Annotated in this window: 24 protein-coding genes, 6 tRNA genes and 1 pseudogene; 11 read left to right on the plus strand and 20 right to left on the minus strand. The window is 60.0% G+C overall.

Annotated elements, in window-relative coordinates:
* The first annotated feature begins 17 nt into the window (after positions 1-17).
* Positions 18-629 (plus strand): hypothetical protein, encoded by a 612-nt coding sequence (locus PP4_RS29110; protein ID WP_144063138.1) that lies wholly within the window; start codon positions 18-20, stop codon positions 627-629.
* 95 nt (positions 630-724) lie between these two features.
* Here PP4_RS29110 and PP4_RS28285 read toward each other — a convergent pair whose 3' ends face one another.
* The 6 genes and pseudogenes from PP4_RS28285 to PP4_RS23270 form a co-directional block, all read right to left on the minus strand.
* A complete protein-coding gene (locus PP4_RS28285; protein WP_016501571.1) occupies positions 725-1,633 on the minus strand; it encodes a DUF2806 domain-containing protein in 909 nt (302 codons plus the stop codon).
* A gap of 123 nt (positions 1,634-1,756) precedes the next feature.
* Positions 1,757-1,987 (minus strand): hypothetical protein, encoded by a 231-nt coding sequence (locus tag PP4_RS28290; protein WP_016501572.1) that lies wholly within the window; start codon positions 1,985-1,987, stop codon positions 1,757-1,759.
* 180 nt (positions 1,988-2,167) lie between these two features.
* A pseudogene (locus PP4_RS23255) lies at positions 2,168-2,550 on the minus strand (integrase domain-containing protein); the annotation flags it as partial.
* An 894-nt stretch (positions 2,551-3,444) separates the two neighbouring features.
* Positions 3,445-4,773 (minus strand): tyrosine-type recombinase/integrase, encoded by a 1,329-nt coding sequence (locus PP4_RS23260; protein ID WP_016501574.1) that lies wholly within the window; start codon positions 4,771-4,773, stop codon positions 3,445-3,447.
* Between the two features lie 164 nt (positions 4,774-4,937).
* Positions 4,938-5,013: transfer RNA gene (locus tag PP4_RS23265), tRNA-Thr, on the minus strand.
* Positions 5,014-5,084: 71 nt separating this feature from the next.
* The gene (locus PP4_RS23270; RefSeq protein WP_016501575.1) at positions 5,085-5,495 is read right to left on the minus strand and encodes a pilin; all 411 of its coding nucleotides are present in this window, start codon (positions 5,493-5,495) and stop codon (positions 5,085-5,087) included.
* A 216-nt stretch (positions 5,496-5,711) separates the two neighbouring features.
* On the opposite strand from PP4_RS23270, the gene PP4_RS23275 reads away from it, so the two are divergent.
* From PP4_RS23275 to yacG, 4 genes are read left to right on the plus strand one after another with little or no spacing between them, the layout of a single operon-like run.
* Complete coding sequence (locus tag PP4_RS23275) at positions 5,712-6,920, plus strand: type II secretion system F family protein (RefSeq protein ID WP_016501576.1); 1,209 nt, start codon at positions 5,712-5,714, stop codon at positions 6,918-6,920.
* Between the two features lie 2 nt (positions 6,921-6,922).
* The gene (locus PP4_RS23280; RefSeq protein WP_016501577.1) at positions 6,923-7,789 is read left to right on the plus strand and encodes a prepilin peptidase; all 867 of its coding nucleotides are present in this window, start codon (positions 6,923-6,925) and stop codon (positions 7,787-7,789) included.
* Positions 7,789-8,412, plus strand: a complete 624-nt coding sequence (gene coaE, locus PP4_RS23285; RefSeq protein WP_016501578.1) for a dephospho-CoA kinase — start codon at positions 7,789-7,791, stop codon at positions 8,410-8,412. The genes PP4_RS23280 and coaE overlap by 1 nt, the downstream gene beginning before the upstream one ends.
* Positions 8,409-8,609: a DNA gyrase inhibitor YacG gene (yacG, locus tag PP4_RS23290; protein WP_016501579.1), complete on the plus strand. Its 201-nt coding sequence runs from the start codon at positions 8,409-8,411 to the stop codon at positions 8,607-8,609. Before coaE ends, yacG begins: the two co-directional genes overlap by 4 nt.
* Before the next feature lie 236 nt (positions 8,610-8,845).
* On the opposite strand, the gene PP4_RS23295 is transcribed toward yacG, so the two are convergent.
* Positions 8,846-9,553, minus strand: coding sequence for an energy-coupling factor ABC transporter permease (locus PP4_RS23295; RefSeq protein ID WP_016501580.1), 708 nt, complete (start codon positions 9,551-9,553; stop codon positions 8,846-8,848).
* 193 nt (positions 9,554-9,746) lie between these two features.
* Here PP4_RS23295 and PP4_RS23300 point away from each other — a divergent pair, with 193 nt between their 5' ends.
* The 3 genes from PP4_RS23300 to PP4_RS23310 all read left to right on the plus strand — a co-directional run bounded on the left by PP4_RS23300 (position 9,747) and on the right by PP4_RS23310 (position 12,063).
* Entirely contained in the window at positions 9,747-10,376 is a 630-nt protein-coding gene (locus PP4_RS23300) for a DUF1780 domain-containing protein (protein WP_016501581.1), read from the plus strand.
* Positions 10,377-10,509: 133 nt separating this feature from the next.
* Positions 10,510-10,683: a DUF3094 family protein gene (locus PP4_RS23305; protein WP_013970765.1), complete on the plus strand. Its 174-nt coding sequence runs from the start codon at positions 10,510-10,512 to the stop codon at positions 10,681-10,683.
* A gap of 84 nt (positions 10,684-10,767) precedes the next feature.
* Positions 10,768-12,063 (plus strand): NAD(P)/FAD-dependent oxidoreductase, encoded by a 1,296-nt coding sequence (locus PP4_RS23310; protein WP_016501582.1) that lies wholly within the window; start codon positions 10,768-10,770, stop codon positions 12,061-12,063.
* A gap of 206 nt (positions 12,064-12,269) precedes the next feature.
* Here the strand turns inward: PP4_RS23310 and PP4_RS23315 are convergent.
* The 8 genes from PP4_RS23315 to rluD all read right to left on the minus strand — a co-directional run bounded on the left by PP4_RS23315 (position 12,270) and on the right by rluD (position 17,643).
* A tRNA-Lys gene (locus PP4_RS23315) sits at positions 12,270-12,345 on the minus strand.
* Positions 12,346-12,350: 5 nt separating this feature from the next.
* Positions 12,351-12,427 (minus strand) — tRNA-Pro (locus PP4_RS23320).
* Between the two features lie 46 nt (positions 12,428-12,473).
* Positions 12,474-12,549 (minus strand) — tRNA-Lys (locus tag PP4_RS23325).
* Between the two features lie 6 nt (positions 12,550-12,555).
* A tRNA-Pro gene (locus tag PP4_RS23330) sits at positions 12,556-12,632 on the minus strand.
* Between the two features lie 3 nt (positions 12,633-12,635).
* Positions 12,636-12,711 (minus strand) — tRNA-Asn (locus tag PP4_RS23335).
* 418 nt (positions 12,712-13,129) lie between these two features.
* Positions 13,130-15,694, minus strand: coding sequence for an ATP-dependent chaperone ClpB (gene clpB / locus PP4_RS23340; protein ID WP_016501583.1), 2,565 nt, complete (start codon positions 15,692-15,694; stop codon positions 13,130-13,132).
* Between the two features lie 249 nt (positions 15,695-15,943).
* Positions 15,944-16,684 (minus strand): peptidoglycan editing factor PgeF, encoded by a 741-nt coding sequence (pgeF, locus tag PP4_RS23345; RefSeq protein WP_016501584.1) that lies wholly within the window; start codon positions 16,682-16,684, stop codon positions 15,944-15,946.
* Positions 16,681-17,643, minus strand: a complete 963-nt coding sequence (gene rluD, locus PP4_RS23350; protein ID WP_041168125.1) for a 23S rRNA pseudouridine(1911/1915/1917) synthase RluD — start codon at positions 17,641-17,643, stop codon at positions 16,681-16,683. Before rluD ends, pgeF begins: the two co-directional genes overlap by 4 nt.
* A gap of 147 nt (positions 17,644-17,790) precedes the next feature.
* Between rluD and PP4_RS23355 the strand changes: the two genes are divergently transcribed.
* On the plus strand, positions 17,791-18,810 hold the full coding sequence (locus PP4_RS23355; protein ID WP_016501586.1) for an outer membrane protein assembly factor BamD: 1,020 nt from the start codon (positions 17,791-17,793) through the stop codon (positions 18,808-18,810).
* A gap of 94 nt (positions 18,811-18,904) precedes the next feature.
* A complete protein-coding gene (locus PP4_RS23360; protein WP_016501587.1) occupies positions 18,905-19,135 on the plus strand; it encodes a PP0621 family protein in 231 nt (76 codons plus the stop codon).
* Positions 19,136-19,220: 85 nt separating this feature from the next.
* Here the strand turns inward: PP4_RS23360 and thiO are convergent, their stop codons facing one another.
* The 5 genes from thiO to PP4_RS23385 are packed head-to-tail and all read right to left on the minus strand — an operon-like array spanning position 19,221 to position 22,048.
* Entirely contained in the window at positions 19,221-20,318 is a 1,098-nt protein-coding gene (gene thiO, locus PP4_RS23365; RefSeq protein ID WP_016501588.1) for a glycine oxidase ThiO, read from the minus strand.
* A gap of 54 nt (positions 20,319-20,372) precedes the next feature.
* Positions 20,373-20,762, minus strand: coding sequence for a type IV pilin protein (locus PP4_RS23370; RefSeq protein ID WP_016501589.1), 390 nt, complete (start codon positions 20,760-20,762; stop codon positions 20,373-20,375).
* A 1-nt stretch (position 20,763) separates the two neighbouring features.
* Complete coding sequence (locus tag PP4_RS23375) at positions 20,764-21,228, minus strand: hypothetical protein (protein WP_016501590.1); 465 nt, start codon at positions 21,226-21,228, stop codon at positions 20,764-20,766.
* Positions 21,225-21,872: a PilW family protein gene (locus PP4_RS23380; protein ID WP_016501591.1), complete on the minus strand. Its 648-nt coding sequence runs from the start codon at positions 21,870-21,872 to the stop codon at positions 21,225-21,227. Before PP4_RS23380 ends, PP4_RS23375 begins: the two co-directional genes overlap by 4 nt.
* Positions 21,869-22,048 carry a prepilin-type N-terminal cleavage/methylation domain-containing protein gene (locus tag PP4_RS23385; RefSeq protein ID WP_016501592.1) on the minus strand — a complete coding sequence of 60 codons (180 nt, stop codon included), beginning with the start codon at positions 22,046-22,048 and terminating at the stop codon, positions 21,869-21,871. The genes PP4_RS23380 and PP4_RS23385 overlap by 4 nt, the downstream gene beginning before the upstream one ends.
* A gap of 109 nt (positions 22,049-22,157) precedes the next feature.
* Here PP4_RS23385 and PP4_RS23390 point away from each other — a divergent pair, with 109 nt between their 5' ends.
* Entirely contained in the window at positions 22,158-22,649 is a 492-nt protein-coding gene (locus PP4_RS23390; RefSeq protein WP_016501593.1) for a GspH/FimT family pseudopilin, read from the plus strand.
* Positions 22,650-22,686: the final 37 nt, after the last annotated feature.

Raw genomic sequence — 22,686 nt, forward strand, 5'->3', positions numbered from 1 at the left:
CGTCCAAGATGAACTAGGTGGTAAGCAAAAATATGATTGCTCTTAAAAAACTTTCCAATATTATTTGGCTGAATAGAAGGACGATAGATTTTGGCTGTGCCATGTCTTGGGATGAAGACACTTTTTTACAAACTTGGGTGCGCCAGAAGGATGAAAAAGCATGGGCGAACCTACCGGGCTGGTATTGGTTTGAGTCTGACCTAACTCTGGAGGAACTTGAATATCTTGAATTGCCTCTATCTCTTCCAAAAAAGGCGACCAAGTTTAATCAGGTGGCACTATTCAATAAAATGCGGCTGGCACCTTCTGATATATTTAGGCCAAAAGGAGATGAATTGAATGTGGTTTATAGCGGTCAGGAAGGTCGAGTTTTTTCACGCCTCAGGATTCACTTCTCTTTGACCGAGAAGAATACCGGGACCGGGGCGCTTGGTATTTCTAAGTATCCATTGAGTGACAGGAGATGGCGAGCGAGCTTCTTCCATGAAGGAATGATCGATCAAGTCCCAGATATTAAACAAGAAGACCGAAACTCTCTCCGAGTGCTAATTTCGGAGAAGCACAATCGAGATTTACTGGAGACATGTTGGCGCATAGAACATGGATGGCCTGCGCTATGCATAAAATAGTTTAAAATTAAATACGTATTTTACTGAAGGCGGCGAAGCCCATTTTGAAGCAGTAAATGTATACATGCATTCTGGGCTTGAGAGTTAGGTGCCTTTTAAATTATTTCTACTAATTCCCTTTTCTCCAATTTCAGCTGCTTTCTCCAATAGTTGATAAAGCTGTCGGATGGGTGGGCACGGCATAGGGTAAACAGCTCTTGGCCAACTGCGGTAAAGTTCACCTGTCCTGTTGAGATAGAAACACTATCCTCTGTCAGGTTTTCTGGCTCGGATTTCGGAATAATCATCTCCAATTGCTTTCCAAAGTAATTCATTAGTATCGAGTGACAGTCTTCAGGGGTGTCTTGATTAATTTGAGAGTCTACTGATACCGCAAAGCCTTCAGATGAATAATGCACAAGCCCCATAGACTCAAGATGCAGAGCTGAACCATAATCTACATCATGATTACGATAATAGCTTTCGCCTATGTCCAGTATGAACAACTCGGCACTTTGATCACGCGCCACTGCAAATGAGCAAAATTTTGTAAATAACTCTGCATCGCTGCTTTCGAGAACCGCGAGTGTACTAATGGTCTTCTTAGAGTAGCTGGATGTATTCGATGCTTTTTTTGCCAATACTTCTCCCCAAACACGCTGCATTTCTGGCTCGCTAATTGAATCGCAGTGATTGAAGAAATAGCTCAGCCAGTCTTTACTTATTTCGTCTGGACTTGAATCGTGAGAAAGTGAGCTAATAGCATTCGCGGTGATTCGCTCAATATTGTCTTGCTTGAACGCTTCTCGTCGTATATGACTTTGTATCGCCCTATGTTCTATTTCAGATAGCTGGAGCCTGCTATTTAAATTAATCAGTTCGGCATGAGCCTGTGCCTGCGCAAGCTTGATTATTTTTCTCGGCTCATATAACACTCCAATGGCATTTGATATTTTTTCAATTAGTATGCTTGCCGTTTGAGTAAGGCCACTTGAATTCGCAAGTAATTTTTCGCTATCGCTCATTTCTCGCTCTCGGATGTTATTAAATTTTACGTTCGTGCATTTGGTTGGGTCTGATATCTGCCTTGGTAATTTGCGGACATCTCGGAATCTGAATTTTCGGATGCGCCTAGACTGCGATGCAAGTCAATATTTATGAGAAAAATTTGACTTAACTATACTTGATATATAGCTATTGAGTCCACGCCCCGCCACTGCCAGGCGTTGTAGTTCAGCGACCATGATTGGACCGGGGCGTTTACTATCATAAACGTAGGTCCGATAGGTTCCTGATGCAAACTGAACAGTGATCGCACCTTCGCTCAATTCGTAAGCAACTACGTTTGACTGTCCACTGAGATTTTTGTAACGTTCCATGTTTTCACCCAACAAGAGATGGCAAGTCGCCACCCATCTACTCTAGACCTCATTTTACTTCCAGCCAATACCCAGATTCCGTAATCGAGAAGGAGCCCCAAATTTTTGGGCTTCTCTCTGCCCAATTTGATTCCGCTGAAAGCCATAACTAACTGATTTGCTTATACGCATCTACTGGAGAACTCCGGTTCGTAGGATAGCCAACTCCCTGCTCGGGCTTGGCAATTTCACGCACTGATCATTGCGAAGCGCTGCCGTGGTCCTGTTAACACTGGATAGGCGGTTTTGTGCGGTGCTGACGGCGAGGTCACCGCGCCTAACATGTCGCGCAAGTACGCCGCATAGTCGGTCACCTCCTTCCGATCAATCTGCTGCGCGTCATTGATACCCAGGCTCTGTTCGGAGCGGCACCACTTCAAGAATGCCTGCCACCTGTCACAGTGCGCCTTGACCGTGCCGTAGTGACCGCCGCCGAACATGTCTTTCAGCGCCTGCGGCCCGGCGTAGCTCAATTGCCTGCCGTAGCCGAAGTTACGACCATCGCGTCTACCCACCAATGCCATGCCGGTTACCTCATCTTCCGCTCTCCAATCCTCGCCCCACGTCATCCCGCCAAGAATGCTGAGTGTTATCAGGGATCAAGGCCCCTGCGACCTGTGGGGATGTCCTCTAACGCGGGACTGGCGGCTCCTTACGTCCGGGAGCAAGGGCATCTCATAATCTGGCCTCCTGGACACCGTTACCGGTGGGCGGGTGGAGACTGCATTGGCTGACGAGACCAGTGCCGCGAGATCCTGAGCCAGGTGCAAGCAGCAATGCGATGACCGGGGCATGCCTGACTGTCAGTCAGGTGCAGTCCATTCCTTGGTCTGCGGCACCATCATCCACATGGCTGTTGCTGGTGACATCGGCGTTTGTCACGCCGATTGTCACGAGGGGAATTGCCGCAAAGCCATGTGCGATCAGGGCTGCAGCAGTGGTAGAAGTGCCCGTCTCTTTCCAGGAGAAAGAGACGGGCACAGGTTGGGGCAATATTCGGCCAAGCGGATAGGTTGCTGCAGGGCAGCGAGATACGGTGTGTCTGGCGCACAAGGGCCATATGTGTAAGAGCATCCATCACCGGGAAGGTGACCGGGCGAGCTGCCGGATGCGAATCGCCCTTGGGGAAAACCACCGCGGGAACGGCGTGACCTTTAAGGTTCTAGTCACCTGGGGTGCTGTCATCGACAGCGCTTGCACGACCAGTTCTACGCCTGTGGATAAACCCGGTCAAGGATCGAAATTCAGCGCTATTGAGACGAGAAATGCGGTTATCCACCGGTGGAATTCCGTGGTAAATCTCGGACAACATCGTGGCGTTTAGCTTTTCAAAGTGAGGTCCATCCAAACAGGGCGGCTTTGCAGCCCTGTTTGGATGGACCCGCGCGAAAGAGCAGCCAGCTGCCGATCTTGCAGGCTCACCCGCGATTGAATGCGCCATGGCCATTCGGCAAGGCGGTGACGTTGTCGCCTACCGGGTGGGCAAACTCATGAGGGGTAATACGGCCCGATCTGTTGGCATCAATGTAGTTACTCCACCACGCCATGATCAACCGACGCTGCTCCAGAAATTGGGCCTTGTGGATGTAAGCAGCGCGCACGCGGTTACGCTCCTGATGGCTCATCTGCCGTTCAATCGCTGCGTCCGTCCATAGCCCTGATTCGAGCAAGGCACTACAAGCCATGGTCCTGAATCCATGCCCGCAAACGTCCTTGGTGGTGTCGTATCCCATATTGCGCAGCACCTGGTTAACCGTGTTCTCCGACAAGGGCTTCCAATACCTGTGATCACCGGGCAACACGAGTTCAGAGAAGCGATTCAAGCTGCGCAGCCGTTCAAGGATCTCGATGACTTGAGGCGACAGCGGCACTATCTGAATGTCTCCACTCATCTTGGTCCCGCGCGTGGAATAGCGGACGCCTTCAATCGGCTTGCGGGTATCGGGGATTTCCCACATCGCTCGTTGCAGGTCGAATTCATCCCACCGCGCAAAGCGCAGTTCACTGGAGCGCACGAACACATGCAGCGTCAGCAGCACTGCGAGCCGGGTCAGCTCGCGACCGGTGTAGTTGTCGATTCGGTCCAACAGTTCAGGAAGGCGGTTTAGCGAGAGTGCAGGACGATGCACCGTACGCGGCGCTTGAATCGAGCCGGCCAGATCGAGCGCCGGATTCTGAGTGATCTGCCGCGCCCGCTTCGCACCCCGCATGATCGTGGATAGATAGTTCTGCACACGCAGCGCTACATCCATGGTGCCGCGATCCTTGATCCGCTGGGTGACCTCAAGGAGATCATGGGTGTCGAGTTCAGCGATGGGCCGCTGACCAATCAGTGGAAACACGTGGGCACGCAACCTACTCAGCACCGTCTTGGCATGGCCCTCAGTCCACCGTCGAGACATTTCGACGTGCCACTCCAGAGCGACGGTTTCAAACAGAAGACTCGCCCGCTGAGCTGCGATCTTGGCCTTCTGCTTTTCTTCCATCGGATCAAGGTTGTCGAGCAACAGAGCTTTAGCCTCATCGCGCTTGATCCTCGCGACAGCCAACGAAACGATGGGGTATTTGCCGATGATCAGCGTGCCTTCCTTGCCGTTGGGTTTGAAATACCGCAGCCGCCAAGTCTTCGAGCCACAGGGCGCGACATACAGGTACATACCCCCGCCGTCGAACAGTTTGTAGGCGCGATCACGCGGTTTGGCCGTGCGGCATTTGAGGTCGCTGAGCGGAGTGGCTAGGCGTGGCATAGGGGTACGTTCTCCATACAGGAAAGACGCTGTACCCCAAAAATACCCCCGGTTATTGGGGATTTTGTTGGTTCCCGAAGGAGGTTCGTGGAAATTAAAAACCGGCCAGAAGGCCGGTTTAGAGGGCTTCCAAAGCATTCAGCGGAATGCAGTGGAGCTGGATGTGGTGCCGGAGACAGGAATCGAACCTGCGACCTTCGCGTTACGAGTGCGCTGCTCTACCGACTGAGCTACACCGGCGTGTAGCGCAACGTACCACTGCTCACACCCGCAACGCAAACCCCTGTTTCCGCTGGTTTATTGCCCTGCCCTCAAGCCCCCTTGCACCCCTTGGGCGCCAGGTCTTCCTGGATGTCGGTGGTGCACGCCCAGCCGCTGGCCGAGCGGGTCAGGGTCAGTGCCTTGCCCAGCACGTTGGCCGGGGCATCCACCAGCGTGCAAGCAATGCTGCCGCTGCCATCTGCCGCCTTGCCGCTAGCGGTGATCGCACAATGCGCGGTCGCCGGCTGGCCACCCAGTTCGGCCACGGCCGCTACGTCTTTCCCGTCATTCAACCGCAGGTCCATCGCCGTCTTCAGCGCGCTGATTTCCAGCAGGCCGGCCGCGGCCTTGGAGCGTGCCTGGTGGTTGGTGTACATCGGTAAGGCGATGGTCGCCAGAATGCCGATGATCGCGACAACGATCATCAGTTCGATCAGGGTGATACCGCGTTGCCCTTTCATGAACATCTTTCCTTTTTGATTCGCTTACACATTGAGGTGGGTTGCGCCCCAACCGGCAGCGGCGCAGTAGGCCTGAACAGACACCTTTTGTCACCCCTGCCCGCTTGGGCGTCATCTTCGCTGAACTACTCTAGTGAGCATCACGGACGCGCGCCCTTGCATGGAGGCGGCAAGCTGTTTCCAGGCTTGTCGCCGGGGCAGAAAAAGGACCTTTGCATGACTTCAACTTCACTGCTTTACAGCTGGCATGGCACGGACGCCAACGGCACGCCGGTCAGCGGCCAAACGCCTGGGCGCAGCCCGGCTTATGTGCGCGCCGGGCTGATTCGCCAAGGCATCACGGTAGCTAGTTTGCGGCCGGCCAGCGGGCTGGCGTTCAGTTTGCCGAAGCGGCGGGTGAAGGCGGACCCGGCGGGGTTCAGCCGGCAGTTGGCGACCTTGCTCAAGGCCGGGGTGCCGCTGTTGCAGGCGTTCGAGGTGATGGGGCGCAGTGGTTGCGATGCGGCGCAGGCGGCGTTGCTGAGTAGATTGAAACAGGATGTGGCCTCGGGCCTGGGGCTGGCGGATGCGTTGCAGCGTCACCCGGGATGGTTTGATGCGTTGTACTGCAACCTGGTGCGGGTAGGTGAGCAGTCCGGCACGCTGGACCGGCAGCTGGAGCAACTGGCGGGCATGCTGGAACAGCACCGGGCGCTGCACAAGAAGGTGCGCAAGGCGATGGTCTATCCGCTGCTGCTGTTGCTGACGGGGCTGGGGGTGTCGGCGATCTTGTTGCTGGAGGTAATCCCGAAATTCGAAAGCATGTTCTCGGGCATGGGCGCGGCGTTGCCGGCATTTACCCAATGGGTGATCGACTTGTCCACAGGGCTGAGCCGGTGTGCGCCGCTGTTGCTGATGATAGGGGTGGTGCTGGGTTTGGCCGTGCGCCAGCTGTATCGGCAGCATGCGCCAGCGCGCCTGTGGATATCTCGGCGGGTGCTGGGCTTGCCGGTGTTCGGCAAGTTGCTGAGGGAGGCGGCCTTGGCGCGGTTTGCGCGTAGCCTGGCAACGTCGTATGGCGCCGGGGTGCCGTTGCTGGATGCGCTGGGCACGGTGGCCAGGGTGACCGGGGGCGAGCTGCACGAGCAAGCGGTGTTGCGGCTACGCCAGGGCATGGCCAACGGGCAAGGGCTGAACCAGGCGATGGCGGGCGAGTTGCTGTTCCCACCGCTGCTGGTGCAGCTGACCGCCATCGGGGAGTCCAGTGGCACGCTGGACCAGATGCTGGAAAAAGCCGCCAGCCATTACGAGGAACAGGTCAGCCAGGCGCTGGACCAGTTGACCAGCCTGCTGGAGCCGGCCATCGTGCTGATCCTGGGCCTGCTGGTGGGTGGCCTGGTGGTGGCGATGTACCTGCCGATCTTCCAGTTGGGTAGCTTGATCTGAACATGACTTTATGGACTTTGCTGGCTGAGCAGCCGGCGTACTTCCTTACCCTGGCCACGGTGCTCGGCTTGCTGGTGGGCAGCTTTCTCAACGTGCTGGTGTATCGCCTGCCGATCATGCTGGAGCGCCAATGGCAGCGTGAGGCGCAGGAGGTATTGGGGCTGCCGCTTGCGCAACACGAACGGTTCGACCTGTGCCTGCCGGCATCCCGCTGCCCGCACTGCGCGCATCAGATTCGCGCGTGGGAGAACATTCCGGTGCTCAGCTACCTGGCGTTGAGCGGGCGGTGCTCAGCCTGCAAAGGCCGTATCAGCCCGCGCTACCCGCTGGTCGAGATAGCCAGCGCGCTGCTGTCGCTGGTGGTGGCCTGGCGTTTTGGCGCTTCGGCCGAGGCGTTGCTGGCACTGCCGCTCACGTGGTGCCTGTTGGCCCTGAGCCTGATCGATGCGGACCACCAATTGCTGCCGGATGTGCTGGTGCTGCCGATGCTGTGGCTTGGGCTGATCGTGAACGCCTTTGGCCTGTATGTGCCACTGGCCGACGCGTTGTGGGGCGCAGTGGCCGGGTACCTCAGCCTGTGGACGGTGTACTGGGTGTTCAAGCTGGTCACCGGCAAGGAAGGCATGGGCTACGGCGACTTCAAGCTGATGGCGCTGATCGGGGCCTGGGGCGGTTGGCAGGTGCTGCCGTTGACGCTGCTGCTGTCGTCGGTGGTGGGGGCGCTGGTTGGCCTGTGCCTGCTGCGTTTGCGCCGGTATGCGATGGGCACGGCGATACCGTTTGGCCCTTATCTGGCGATTGCGGGGTGGATTGCTGTGCTCTGGGGTGATGAAATATACGCCTCTTACATGCAACTGCTTGGATACTGATGGCCACTGCAGCCTTTACCCCCTGGATTCTCGGCCTGACCGGCGGCATTGGTAGCGGCAAGAGCGCTGCTGCCGAGCGCTTTGTCGAGCTTGGCGTGCACCTGGTCGACGCCGACCAGGCGGCGCGCTGGGTTGTCGAACCTGGCCGCCCGGCCCTGGCCAGCATCGTCGAGCGCTTCGGCCCGGGTGTGTTGCAGGCGGACGGCCAGCTTGATCGCGCCGCCTTGCGCCAGCTGATCTTCGCCGACCCGGCGCAGCGCAAATGGCTGGAGCAACTGCTGCACCCGCTGATCGGGCAAGAGATTTTCAGCTACCTGGCCAAGGCGCAGTCGCCGTATGCGGTGTACGTGTCTCCGCTGCTGATCGAATCGGGCCAGTACCACAAGACCCAGCGCGTGCTGGTGATCGATGCGCCGCAGGAGCTGCAAATAGCCCGTACCCTGGCGCGGGACAACACCAGTGCCGAACAGGTGCAGGCGATTCTGCAGGCCCAGCTGGCCCGTGAGGAACGCCTGCGCCATGCCGATGATGTGGTGGTCAACAACGGCGACCTGGCCGCGCTGCATGAGCAGATTGACCGCCTGCACCACTTTTACCTGACTTTGAAAGGAGGCCAGCCATGAGCCAGCCGTTGACCGTCGATTGCCCTACTTGTGGCGCACCTGTGGAATGGGCCGAGAAAAGCGCGTTCCGGCCGTTTTGTTCGGACCGCTGCAAACTGATCGACCTGGGGGCCTGGGCAGCCGAGGAGCACAAGATTGCGGGGTCGGAAGAGTCCGAAGATGAGCTGTATTCGGGGGACCTGGAGCCGCGGCACTGAGCTGATTGCAAGGCGGCTGTGCCGGCCCTTTCGCGGGTGAACCCGCTCCCACAAATATAGCGCGTGCCCGAAACGTGCGCGGTACCTGTGGGAGCGGGCAAGCCCGTGAAGCAGGCGGCGCAGTGGATGGCACGGGCTTCGCCCGTGTTCGCGGGCATGCCCGCTCCCACAGGTATGGCGCAGGGGTTGGAGGCGATGCGTCAGGTTTTAGATGTGATGGCAGAGCCGCCGCATGATCACCGCTCATCGTCCTTCCAGGGCGCCTGCAGATACCGTGTGCGGTTGAAGGTTTCCAGCCACTCCGGGCAAAACACCACCAGCGCACTGATCACCATGCCGTTGATGAACGCCTCGGGGAACATCATCAGCCACAGGTAGCCGACAAAGTCGCTGAGCCACTCCGGCAGGGCAAAACGCCCGTCCAGCCACAACAACCCTAGCGCCGCTGGTACGCAAACCAGCACGGTGAGCGCTGCCGGGAAGAACCCCGAACAGAAGATATAAACGAACAGGTTTCGCGGCTGGGCGCGCTCGACCACTATCGCGCACACCTCGGTAATCAGCACCGGCAAACCAATCAGCAACAAGCCGTTCACCCCGAGCGCCGCCAGGTCCTGTCGCCCTAACGCCAGCAAGCCAAGTTGGGCCATGAACCCGCCCAGCACCGCCAGCGGCCAGTCCAGCAACAGGGTGACCGCGGTCATGCCAATAAAGTGGTACGACACCCCGGTATCAAAATCGCGCCTCACCAGCCACAGCGCGAACAGGCAGAAAACCGTGCCAAACAGCAAATGCTGGCGGCGCCGGTCGGTGAACAGTTCAACCCAGCGAACCCGGCTTACCGCCCAGATCAGCAACGGCACAAAACCCAGCCAGCCAAGAGTAAGGGTGGTGCCGGACAACACCTGCGCGCTGATCACCTGAACAATACCCTTTGCAGCCATGTGGATAAGATCGAGTCTACACCCATTCTCCCTTTCCTTCGGCTGCGGTGGATTAGTGCCCTCATTCGATCCAGGAAGCATCGGTCAAGCCCGAAGAAATCGGGCGCACCTGTGCAAGCGTTGTCGGTACTGGGCTGATTCCCACGCTTAAACAGCATCTTACCGTCATCGATTAGCGGCTAAGCTTGTCTGCATGGATGACTCAGACTACCTGCGCCTGCTTACCATCCAGGCCGAGCAAGCTAACGCCTTTCTCTCCAACGCCCGCAAGTGGGAGCGGGAGCGTTGGGTGTGCCAGCGACTATTGCAGGGGTTGAACATCCCCTACCGCAGCGAGGACTTCACCCCGGCCGGGCAAGAGCCGCCGGATGTGCTGTTCCGCGATGCGGCCTTTGAGGTGTTTTTCGTGCTCGACGAGGGGCGTCGGCTGAACGATGAGTGGCGCGAAGAGCTGCAGCGCCGGCGCAGTGCGTTTTCCCTGGCACAACTGGTGCGCCGTGAAGCGCGCCCACGGCGTATCAGTGCCACCGAGCTGCTGGCGCGCCTGGCGCCTACCTTGCGCAAGAAAGCGCACAACTACCGGGAACGCGGGCTGGAGCTGAACGAGCTGGACATCATCGCCTTCTCCAGCCTCAAGCGCGAAGTGCTCGACCTCAACACCCACTTCCCGCCGCCCACCGAATACCTGCGCCAGGGCTGGCGCTCGTTGTCGCTGGTGGGGCCGACGTTTGCCCGGGTGCTGTTCGCCCACCCCGACGCGCCAGACTTCCTGCGTGGCAACCTGGGGCGCAGCATTGTTTTTGATGTGGGCATCAGTCTTTGATCCAGTGCAGCGAGTGTTTGCGATGGCGTACACTCGGCGCCAGAGATAGAAAGCATTATCATTTGTTTCAAAGCGCCTGCACGAACGCTGTAGCGTTTGCGCAGTCACAAACGTCTACCTGACGAGGCCCACCATGACCAGCCGCCTGAACCCGGAAGATCAGCGTCGTGTCGATGAGTATCTGCGAGCCCCCCAGCACCAAGTCGAGCGCAGGCCATTCCGGCCGTGGCTGCTCCTTGTGCTGGTGGTGGCCGTGACCATCGGGTTGGGTCTCATCAGCCGCCTGCTGAGTGGACTGGTGCTATGAGCTGCTTCGCGCTCGCCCTCCCCTCGTGCAGTTTGCGGCCGGCCCAAAGGGCCACGAATTCCGTAAACCTTATGAGATATCCCCATGACTCATCGCATCGTGATTGTCGGCGGCGGCGCCGGCGGCCTGGAACTGGCGACCCGCCTGGGTAAAAGCCTGGGCAAGCGCAAGCAGGCCGACATCACCCTGGTCGACGCCAACCTCACGCACATCTGGAAGCCACTGCTGCACGAAGTGGCCGCCGGCTCGCTGAACTCCTCGGAAGACGAACTGAACTACGTGGCCCAGGCCAAGTGGAACCACTTCAACTTCCAGCTGGGGCGCATGAGCGGCCTGGACCGTGAGGGCAAGCAGATTCAACTGGCCGCCACCCTCGATGATGAGGGCCGCGAGCTGTTGCCTGCGCGCACCCTGGGCTACGACACCCTGGTCATTGCCGTGGGTTCCAACACCAACGACTTCGGTACCTTGGGCGCGGCGCAGCATTGCCTGTTCCTCGACACGCGCAAGCAGGCCGAGCGCTTCCATCAGCAGTTGCTCAACCACTACCTGCGCGCCCACGCCGGCGACGTGGCCAGCGAGCAGATCAGCGTAGCCATCGTCGGCGCCGGTGCCACCGGTGTGGAACTGGCGGCCGAGCTGCACCACGCCGCCCACGAGCTGGCGGCTTATGGCCTGGACCGCATCCAGCCCAAGGACATGCACATCACCATCATCGAGGCAGGCCCACGCGTGCTGCCGGCGCTGCCGGAGCGCATCAGCGTGCCGGTGCACAAGACCCTGGAAAAACTCGGGGTGAAGGTGATGACCAACGCGGCTGTCAGTGAAGTGACCGAGGACGGCCTGAAAACCAAGGACGGCGAGGTGATCCAGGCCAGCCTGAAAGTGTGGGCGGCGGGTATTCGTGCGCCGGGCTTCCTGAAGGACATCGATGGGCTGGAAACCAACCGCATCAACCAGCTGGTGGTGCGCCCTACCCTGCAGACCACCCGCGACGACAACATCTTCGCCTTCGGTGACTGCGCCGCCTGCCCGCAACCGGGTAGCGACCGCAATGTGCCGCCACGTGCCCAGGCGGCACACCAGCAGGCTTCGATGCTGGCGCAAAGCCTGAAGGCGCGCCTGGAGAACAAGACGCTGCCGACCTACGAGTACAAGGACTACGGCTCGCTGGTGTCGCTGTCGCGCTTCTCGGCGGTGGGCAACCTGATGGGTAACCTGATGGGCAGCGTGAAGCTGGAAGGCTGGCTGGCGCGGATGTTCTACGTGTCGCTGTACCGCATGCACCAGATGGCGTTGTACGGGTTCTTCCGCACGGCGTTGATGATGCTGGGGAGCAAGATTGGCCGGGGTACCGAGCCACGCCTGAAGCTGCACTGACAGGCACCCGCTCCTGCAGGCCATGCACTGACCTGTAGGAGCAGCCTTGTGCTGCGAAGAGGCCATTACCCGCAGAGAAAATCTTTTACCGTACCGGCCCTTTCGCAGCACAAGGCTGCTCCTACAAGGGCCTGTGTAGCGGTAAGAGGTGGGTTAAATTTGAGGCAAAAGAAAAAGGGCATCTCTTTCGAGATGCCCTTTATTCATGGTGGGTCGTGTAGGATTCGAACCTACGACCAATTGGTTAAAAGCCAACTGCTCTACCAACTGAGCTAACGACCCAAAAATGGTCGGGGTGAGGGGATTCGAACTCCTGACATCCTGCTCCCAAAGCAGGCGCGCTACCGGACTGCGCTACACCCCGGGTCTTTCAAAAAAAAGGGCATCTCTTGGAGATGCCCTTCTTTACATGGTGGGTCGTGTAGGATTCGAACCTACGACCAATTGGTTAAAAGCCAACTGCTCTACCAACTGAGCTAACGACCCGGAAAATGGTCGGGGTGAGGGGATTCGAACTCCTGACATCCTGCTCCCAAAGCAGGCGCGCTACCGGACTGCGCTACACCCCGAGATGGCTCCGCGACCTGGACTCGAACCAGGGACCCAATGATTAACAGTCATTTGCTCTACCGACTGAGCTATCGCGGAACTGAACTTCGGTACAACTTACCGATTTGCTACTCCGAAGGCTGTGTTCGCTTCGGACTCTTTAGCTTCTTAGCTTTCGCTTTGTCGCTGCTGAGGCCGGCTATTCTACATTCTTCGTTTTGCTTGTCAACCACTTTTTTTCATTCAACTTACTGATTTGTAAGTTGTTTTGCGGTCACCGATGTTGCTGGTGATTCGCTTAGTGCCTGACAACGCGGCGTATATTAGGGTCACTCGAATTTTGATGCAAGCAAAAATTTCAAAAATTTCAGCAAGTTATCCTGGATTCCCCGGAAGCCCCGGTTTTACTGGGCTGTGCCGGCCTCTTCGCGGGTAAACCCGCTGCCACAGGGGCCCCACAGCGCCTGGGAGAAAGCAAAAAAAAGCCCCGCAAAAGCGGGGCTCATGGTGAAACACATTACCCAAAGACGATTTCGTCGCCTTCCACTGTGGCGGTAATCGACGTACCCGGCACAAACTGGCCAGCCAAGATCAGCTGCGCCAGCGGGTTTTCGATCCACCGCTGGATAGCCCGCTTCAGCGGCCGTGCGCCGTACACAGGGTCGTAACCCACGGCAATCAGCTTGTCCAACGCTTCCGGGCTCAGGCTCAACGACAGTTCGCGCTCCAGCAGACGGCTGCGCAGGCGGCCCAGCTGGATCTCGGTAATGCCGGCGATCTGCTCGCGGCCCAGTGGCTCGAACACCACCACTTCGTCGATACGGTTGATGAACTCCGGACGGAAATGCGCGCCCACTGCATCCATCACCGCCGCACGCTGTGCCTCGCGGTCGCCTACCAGCTCCTGGATCTGTGCCGAGCCCAGGTTGGAGGTCATCACGATCACCGTGTTGCGGAAGTCCACGGTGCGCCCGTGGCTGTCGGTCAGGCGGCCGTCTTCCAGCACCTGCAGCAGCACGTTGAACACATCCGGGTGGGCTTTCTCCACCTCATCCAGCAGCACCACCGAGTATGGCTTGCGCCGTACGGCCTCGGTCAGGTAACCGCCCTCTTCATACCCTACATACCCTGGTGGTGCACCGATCAGGCGAGCCACAGAGTGTTTCTCCATGAACTCGGACATGTCGATGCGCACCATCGCCTCTTCGGTGTCGAACAGGAACTCGGCCAGCGCCTTGCACAGCTCGGTCTTGCCCACACCGGTGGGGCCGAGGAACAGGAACGAACCGCTTGGCCGGCTCGGGTCGGACAGCCCTGCACGCGAGCGGCGCACGGCGTTGGCCACGGCGGTTACCGCCTCGTTCTGGCCGATTACGCGCTGGTGCAGCAGCGCTTCCATTTTCAGCAGCTTCTCGCGCTCGCCTTCCAGCATCTTGGACACAGGGATGCCGGTCCACTTCGACACCACTTCGGCAATTTCTTCCTCGGTTACCTTGTTGCGCAGCAACTGGTTTTCGGTCTTGCCGTGCTGGTCGACCATCTGCAGGCTGCGCTCCAGGTCGGGGATTACCCCGTACTGCAGCTCGGCCATGCGGCTCAGGTCACCTTTGCGGCGGGCGGCTTCCAGCTCCTGGCGGGCTTGTTCGATCTTTTGCTGGATCTGCGCAGAGCCCTGCACTTCGGCCTTTTCCGATGCCCAGATTTCTTCCAGGTCGGAATATTCACGCTCCAACCGCTCGATTTCTTCGGTCAGCTTCTCGAGGCGTTTTTTCGCCGCTTCGTCTTCTTCCTTCTTCAGCGCCTGCGATTCCACCTTCAACTGGATCAGGCGGCGATCAAGGCGGTCGAGCACTTCCGGCTTGGAGTCGATCTCCATGCGGATGCGGCTGGCCGCTTCGTCAATCAGGTCAATCGCCTTGTCCGGCAGCTGGCGGTCAGTGATATAGCGGTGGCTGAGCTTGGCGGCTGCGATAATGGCACCGTCGGTGATGGCCACCTTGTGGTGCACTTCATAGCGCTCTTTCAGGCCACGCAGAATCGCGATGGTGTCCTCCTCGCTCGGCTCCTCTACCAGCACCTTCTGGAAGCGGCGCTCCAGGGCGGCGTCCTTCTCGATGTACTGGCGGTACTCGTTCAGCGTGGTGGCGCCGACGCAGTGCAGCTCGCCGCGCGCCAAGGCTGGCTTGAGCATGTTGCCGGCATCCATGGCGCCTTCGCCTTTACCGGCGCCGACCATGGTGTGCAGTTCATCGATGAACAGGATGATCTGGCCTTCCTGCTTGGACAGCTCGTTCAAAAGCGATTTGAGGCGCTCTTCGAACTCGCCGCGGTACTTGGCACCGGCAATCAGCGCGCCCATGTCCAGCGCCAGCAGGCGCTTGCCCTTGAGGCCATCAGGCACTTCACCATTGATGATGCGCTGGGCCAAGCCTTCGGCGATGGCGGTTTTACCCACACCGGGCTCACCGATCAACACCGGGTTGTTCTTGGTACGGCGTTGCAGCACCTGCACGGTACGGCGGATTTCATCGTCACGGCCAATCACCGGGTCCAGCTTGCCTTCTTCGGCACGCTTGGTGAGGTCGACGGTGTACTTGTCCAGCGCCTGGCGCGACTCTTCGGCGTTGGCATCATTCACTGCCGCGCCGCCACGCAGGTTGTTGATGGCGTTTTCCAGGGCTTTCTTGCTCACGCCCTGGCTCAGCAGCAGCTTGCCGAGCTTGCTGTTCTCGTCCATGGCAGCCAGCAACACCAGTTCGCTGGAAATGAACTGGTCGCCCTTCTGCTGGGCGAGGCGGTCGGCCTGGTTAAGCAGGCGTGCCAGATCCTGCGACATGTTCACGTCGCCGGTGGGGTTCTGGATTTTCGGTAGCTGGTCGAGCTCTTTCACCAGTGCCTGGCGCAGGCTGTTGATGTCGAAGCCAACCTGCATCAGCAGCGGCTTGATCGAACCGCCCTGCTGTTCAAGCAGTGCCTGCATCAGGTGCACGGGCTCGATGGCTGGGTGGTCCATGCCAACGGCCAGGGATTGAGCATCGGATATTGCTAATTGTAGCTTGCTGGTCAAACGGTCTATTCGCATGGTGTACCTTCCTTTAAAGGGCAGGTCGGAGCGATGGACAGCGCCTGTTTATGAAGAAACCTGCCTGAGATGACCTTATAGATAAGGCTGATTCTGGAAGATTCAAGCGTAGCGGGGTTGACCGAAGTCAACCTGTTGGATTAACGGAGGCCATTCGCGGGCATGCCCGCTCCCACAGGTACACCAACAGTTTCAAAAGGTGTGGATTCCTTGTGGGAGCGGGCGAGCCAGCGAAGAGGCCAGTACAGGCTAGCGGGGTTGCAGCCACACCAGTGATGCAAACCGCCCACCCTGCGGGGTACGGCGATAGGAGAAGAACCGAGCATCACTTACCGTGCACAAGCCGCCGCCATACACGGCAGTTACGCCACGGGCAGCCAGACGAATGCGCGCCAGCTCGTAGATATCCGCCATCAGCTTGCCTGGCCGTTCGCCCTCGACGAATGCCCGAGCGGCTTGCGGGTGCACGGCGGTAAAGGCATCACGCACTTCCAGCCCCACTTCGAAAGCCTGTGGGCCAATGGCCGGCCCCAACCACACCAGCACTTCTTCAGGCGGCAGTGCCAGGCGGTCCAAGGTGGCTTCCAGCACGCCGCCCGCCAACCCGCGCCAGCCCGCATGCGCCGCCGCCACGCGGGTACCGGCCCGGTCGCAGAACAGCGCAGGCAGGCAATCGGCGGTCATCACGGTACAGGCAATGCCAGGCTGGTCGGTCCAGCTGGCGTCGGCCTCGGCCACCACGGCCGGGTCGGCATCCGCCACCACCAGCCCATGCACCTGCTTGAGCCAGGCCGGCTGGATGGCGAACGTGTCGCTGAGGCGACGGCGGTTCTCGGCAACGGCAGCAGGGTCATCCCCTACGTGGTCGCCAAGGTTGAAGGTTTCGTAGGGCGGCAGGCTGACGCCGCCCTGACGGGTGGTGACACAGGCGCGAACCGAGGCCGGGGCCGGCCAGTCGGGAAACAGCAGCGACTGCGTCAGGCCACTCATCCGATAAAGCTCTCGCGGTCTTCGCTCAGCAGCGACAGCAACCAGAGGAAGTCATCGGGCAGTGGCGATTCCCACTTCATGATTTCACCGGTGATCGGGTGAGCCAATGCCAGGAAGCGCGCATGCAGCGCCTGGCGCGGGAAGGTTTTCACCGCCTCGACCATGGTCGGGCTGGCAGCCGGTGGAATGCGGAAGCGCCCACCGTACGTCTGGTCACCGACCAGCGGGAAGCCAACGTGGGCCATGTGCACACGAATCTGGTGGGTACGGCCGGTTTCCAGCTTTACCCGCACGTGGGTGTGCGAGCGGAAGCGCTTGAGCACGCGGTAGTGGCTGACCGCCGGCTTGCCGCCGTCGGTGACTGCCATGCGCTGGCGCATGCCGCCGTGGCGGCCGATCGGGGCATCGATCTTGCCACCGGAAGTGACCACGCCGATCACGATGCATTCATAAATGCGGCTGACCTTGCGCGCCTGCATCTGCTCGACCAGCCTGGTCTGCGCCTGCAAGGTCTTGGCCACCACCATCAAGCCGGTGGTGTCTTTATCCAGCCGGTGAACGATACCGGCGCGCGGTACGTTGACGATGTCTGGCACGTGGTGCAGCAGCGCATTGAGCAGCGTACCACTGGCATGACCGGCAGCCGGGTGCACAACCAGCCCGGCAGGCTTGTTGATTACCATGATATGGTCGTCTTCGTAGACGATATCCAGTTCGATATCTTCAGGGATCCACTCGCCCTGGGCCTCTTGTTCGGCCTGCAGTGCTAGCAGCGAGCCACCATAGACGGTGTCTCGAGGGCGCACAACGGCGCCATCGACCGTCAAGCGGCCCTCTTTGATCCACGAAGTAAGCCGCGAACGCGAGTACTCAGCGAACAATTGGGCGGCGACCTGGTCGAGGCGTTGGCCGCCCAGTTCGGACGGTACCTCTGCGCTAAGTTGAATGATCTCGGACATGCTCGATTCGGCGGGCGCACAGCCTTTGGTTTCGGCTGCGAGCTTGTGGTTAAATACGGCTTCTTTTGTCCCGGGGTTGGCCGGGGCGCTCATCATAACAGGACGGCACCGCCCAAGACAGCGGCCGTCAAAGGGACGCAAGCCGCCATGCAAGTGAAACACCTGCTGCTGATCGCCATCCTCGGGCTTACCGCGGCCTGTTCCTCTAATAAAGAGGTCATTGACGAGAACCTCAGCGAAGCCGAGCTGTACCAGCAGGCGCAAGCTGACCTGGACAACTCCAGCTACACCAGCGCCGTGAACAAGCTCAAGGCCCTGGAGTCGCGCTACCCGTTCGGTCGCTATGCCGACCAGGCGCAGCTCGAGCTGATCTACGCCAACTACAAGAACTCCGAGCCCGAGGCTGCCAAGTCGGCCGCCGAGCGCTTCATCCGCCTGCACCCGCAGCACCCGAACGTCGACTACGCCTATTACCTCAAAGGCCTGACCTCGTTCGACCAGGACCGTGGCCTGCTGGCGCGCTTCCTGCCGCTGGACATGACCAAGCGTGACCCGGGTGCCGCCCGCGACTCGTACAACGAGTTCGCCCAGCTGACCAGCCGCTTCCCCAACAGCCGCTACTCGCCCGACGCCAAGCAGCGCATGATCTACCTGCGCAACCTGCTGGCCTCGTATGAAATTCATGTGGCCGACTACTACCTGAGCCGCCAGGCCTATGTGGCCGCCGCCAACCGTGGCCGCTACGTGGTAGAAAACTTCCAGGAAACCCCATCGGTCGGCGACGGCCTGGCGGTGATGGTCGAGTCGTACCAGAAGATGCACCTGGACGAACTGGCCGCCAGCAGCCTGGAAACCCTCAAGCTCAACTACCCGGACCACCCGAGCCTGGCCGATGGCGAGTTCCAGCCCAAGCAGACCGAGTCTGACGGGCGCGGCTGGCTGTCCAAGGCCACACTGGGCCTGATCGAAACCGATACGCCGCTGCCGCCGGGCGAAACCCGCGCCAACCAGGACGTGGTCAAGCAGTTCCAGGACGCGCGTGACGAGATGCCGCAAGAGCTGCTACCGAAAGACGAAAACGGCGATCCGATCGTGCCGGAAGGCCCGAAAGAAGCCGAAAAAGACCGTTCCTGGTTCAGCTACATGACCTTTGGTCTGTTCGACTGACACACAGCGGTAAATGAAAGGGAGGCCTTGGGCCTCCCTTTTTTATTGGCCGCGCCCTAGACTGTCAGCTTCTTCAATCGACAAGCTGGACACCATGGTTCGCCTACTTTTCTGGATCGCCCTGATCGCCGCCGCGTTCTGGCTGTGGCGCAAGTTCAAAGTCAGCCAACAGTCGCACCCCGAGGCGAAGCTGGATGCGCCCCTGCAGATGGTGCGCTGCGCCCATTGCGGTGTGCACCTGCCCAACGACCGGGCGCTGCAGCAGGGCAAAGAGTGGTATTGCAGCCAGGCGCACCTGCAACAGGGGCCTGGCCAACAAGGCTGAACACCAAACCGCGGCAGGAGCGGCCTTGCCTCGCGATAGGGCCGCGCCTACAAAGCATCGTGTACTCTCTGTAGCCCCGGCGATCTCAACCCAGACGCCCTGCTGGTGCATACGGCGCCGGGTCGATGATTGGCTTGGCACCGGTCAACAAGTCGGTAAACAGCTGGCAGGAAGCCGGCGCCAGCACCAGCCCGTTGCGGTAGTGACCGCAGTTCAGCCACAACCCCTCGTACCCTGGCACCGGCCCGATGTAGGGAATACCCTCGGGCGAGCCCGGCCGCAACCCGGCCCAGTGCCCCACCACCGTGGCCCCTTCGAGCCCTGGCAGCAACTCCGCCGCCGATGCCTTCAGGCTTTCCAGTGCATCTTCAGTCGGGGTCTTGTCGTACCCGGCATGCTCCAGCGTGCTGCCCACCAGAATGTGCCCATCCCGCCGCGGGATCGCATAGCGCCCCTTGGCCAGCACCATGCTCGGCAAAAAGTCCTCGGCGCACTTGAACAGGATCATCTGGCCCTTCACCGGCTCTACCGGCAGTTCAAGGCCAAGGGTGCGCAGCAGGTCGCCACTCCACGCCCCGGCACTGAGCACCACCTCATCTGCCGCCAGTACGCCTTCGGCGGTCTGCACACCGGTGACGCGCCCGCCCTGCTGAACAAAGCCGGTGATCTGGCAGTTCTCTCGCAGGGTTACGTTGGGCAACGCCAGCAGCGCTGCCTTCAGCGATTTCACCAGGCGCGGGTTGCGCACGTTGGCTACACCGGCCATGTAGATGGCGCGCTTGAAACCCGGGCCCAGCACCGGCACCGCGTCGTAGGCCGCCGAGATATCCACGGCACTGAGCGGCCGCTGCTCACGTTCGGCCCAAGCCAGCGCTTCGGCTTCGTCATCCAGGTCGAGCCAGTACAAACCCGTGGTGTGCACTTCGGGGTCGACGCCGGTGCTGGCGAACAAGCGCTCGCCCAGCTGTGGATAAAAGTCTTGCGACCAGTGCGCCAGGGCGGTGACTGCCGGGCTGTAGCGCCACGGGTACAGCGGCGAAACAATACCGCCGCCGGCCCACGACGACTCACGGCCGACTTCGCCCTGATCACACACCACCACCTGCCCGACCTTGGCCGCCAGGTTGAACGCCGTCAGCAGGCCGATCACCCCGCCGCCGACCACCACTACTTGCTTGCTCATCTGTCGATCCAACACCTGAAGTAAAACCGCGATGCACCGGGCATCATTCAACCTTCAGCTTCCCCAGCAGTGCTCGCTGCCGTCAACGGCACCGGGGTTGCGCTGCACACCGGCCTGGTCCAGCTGGAAGTCGCCACAGCCATCCTGCGCCATCAGCCCATGGGGCAGCCGCCGAGCGCGCAGCGTGAAGGAGTCGCTGTCGCGCAGGGCCTGCAAGCTGTAATAGCGGGTACCGTCGGGCAAGGCCGGGTCGCCCTCGGCATATTGGCCGGTGCGTACGCGGTGGCGCTCCAGGCGCAGGGCGGCATCATGCAGCAGGCCAACCACTTCGCTGCGTGCGGCTCGCCGAAGCTGGTCGCTGTAACTGGGGTAGGCAATGGCTGCCAGAATGCCGGTCACGGCCAGCACAATCAACAACTCGATCAGGCTCAAGCCTTGCTGCATGTCAGTCTCCTCTCAGTCTTTGCCGCCAGGTGATGCGCCGGGTTGTGTCGCCGGCCACGGCGTAGACGGCCTCCAGCACATGCCGGGACTGGGTTTGCTTGCTGACGGCCGTTATCCGGAACAAGGTGACAAGCAGCTCATCCGGCATATGCGCAGCGCAGGTGCTCGTGCCCAGGTTCTGTACATGGAAGTAACCGCTCTGTGTGCCCTGCCACCGCCCGGCCAAATCGTGCGGTCGAGCTGGCGGCAAGCACGCGGTACACCGATCGGGAGGTGCCCGCTTGAGCTCACCCTCACCTGCTTGCAACGCGGCCTCGGCCTCTTCGAACGCCAGCAGACCATCGCGCATGTAGCCAGCCATTCGCGTCTCCACCAAGGCCTCGCGCAGGCTCGAGGCCGACAACAAGCCGAGCAGCAAGCTCAGTACCAACGCCAACAGCAGCACAACACCGCGTTGACGCTTCATGGCCCCGGCACCGGGTTGCGCAGTGCCACGCTCAGTTCATGGCGCTGTTCGAGTTTGAGCGTGGGCTCGTACAGCGTGAGTGCGATATCTACCCGCTCTCCCCGGGGCGTTTGCACACGCTCGAAATGCACTTCTCGCACATTCTCCACCAGCGGCTGGAAGCTGGTTCGTCGCCTAAAGCTCAGGGTATCGCCGTTAAGCTGGTAGACGTACTTGCTAACGGGATACGCCAGTGGGTGGGGCTTGCTCGCGCTTTGCCCATCCTCCACAGATACCTTTTCAAGGCAGTCTGTCTGCAAGAACCAGTCAGGTGCTCCTGCCTGCCCGGGCAGCTCTGCTACCACGAGGCTCAGCATGGACGGTGCCACCTCCAGAGGACGGGCGAAGGCCTGCTGTGCAGTGGAGCTCTTGAAGTCGTCAGGTCGCAGGCGCAGGCAGCCGAACATTCCGGCCATGCGAATATCCTGAGCCATACGCAGCAACGCCTGACGTGCCTCATCCTGCATGCGCACCGCGGTACTTTGCAGGCGCCACGTCTGGTGTGCCGAAGCGAAGAGCTGGCTGGCTGCGGCCAGCAGCATCAACCCGATGGCCAGCGCCATCACCACCTCAAGTAAACCGAACCCGCTCTGACGGGCCTTCATCGCCGCCTCTCAAGCTCACTGTGCGCCGCCATTGCCGCCTGCCCATCGCGACGCGCGCTGTCCGCAGCCTGCAATGCCTGCAACTGTATCGATGCCGTTGCGAACATGCCCACGGCCACAACCACGACCGCCAACAACACTTCCATGAGCGTCATGCCCCGTTGCCTCGCGTGCATCCCTGCACCTCCTGCGACTTTTCCTGCAATAGCCCTGAACCTGGCCGACTAGACCGCCTGGCCAGCGAACGTGAAGCTATAGCCAAGCACTTCCAGGGAGGAATGCACGGTGAAGCAACGAGGCGTAACACTGATACAAATGTTGTCGGCCTTGGCCATAGCTGTCTTGCTGACACAGCTCGGTATGCCGGCCTACGCCAGGATGAGCGACGACCTACACAGGGCAGCCGCTGCCCGTGATTTGGCACAGGCACTGCGCAGCGCACGCAGCCACGCGATGCTGCAAAGCCAGCCGGTGCTGGTGCAGGCGTTGGACGGTAATTGGGGGAATGGTTGGCGGGTGATGCTGGAGCATAATCAGCAGCTGCTGCGCGAGCAGCGCCTTTCGAGGCCGCTCAAGATTACGAGCAATCGCGGGGAGCAGTTCAAGTTCAGTGCGCTGGGCGTTCCAATGACGCTGAACAACAGCTGGTTGGGAACAACGCTGGAAGTGTGTGAACGCTCATCTGCCAGCAGCCGATATCAAGTGGTGCTGGCATCGACCGGGAGAGTCAGATTGCTTGCAGAGGACCGAAACAATACTCGCTGTGCAAGCACATAGCCTTGAGCCGACCTTGCCGGCGATGAGGCCAGTACAG

Source organism: Pseudomonas putida NBRC 14164 (genome assembly GCF_000412675.1).
Classification (GTDB): domain Bacteria; phylum Pseudomonadota; class Gammaproteobacteria; order Pseudomonadales; family Pseudomonadaceae; genus Aquipseudomonas; species Aquipseudomonas putida.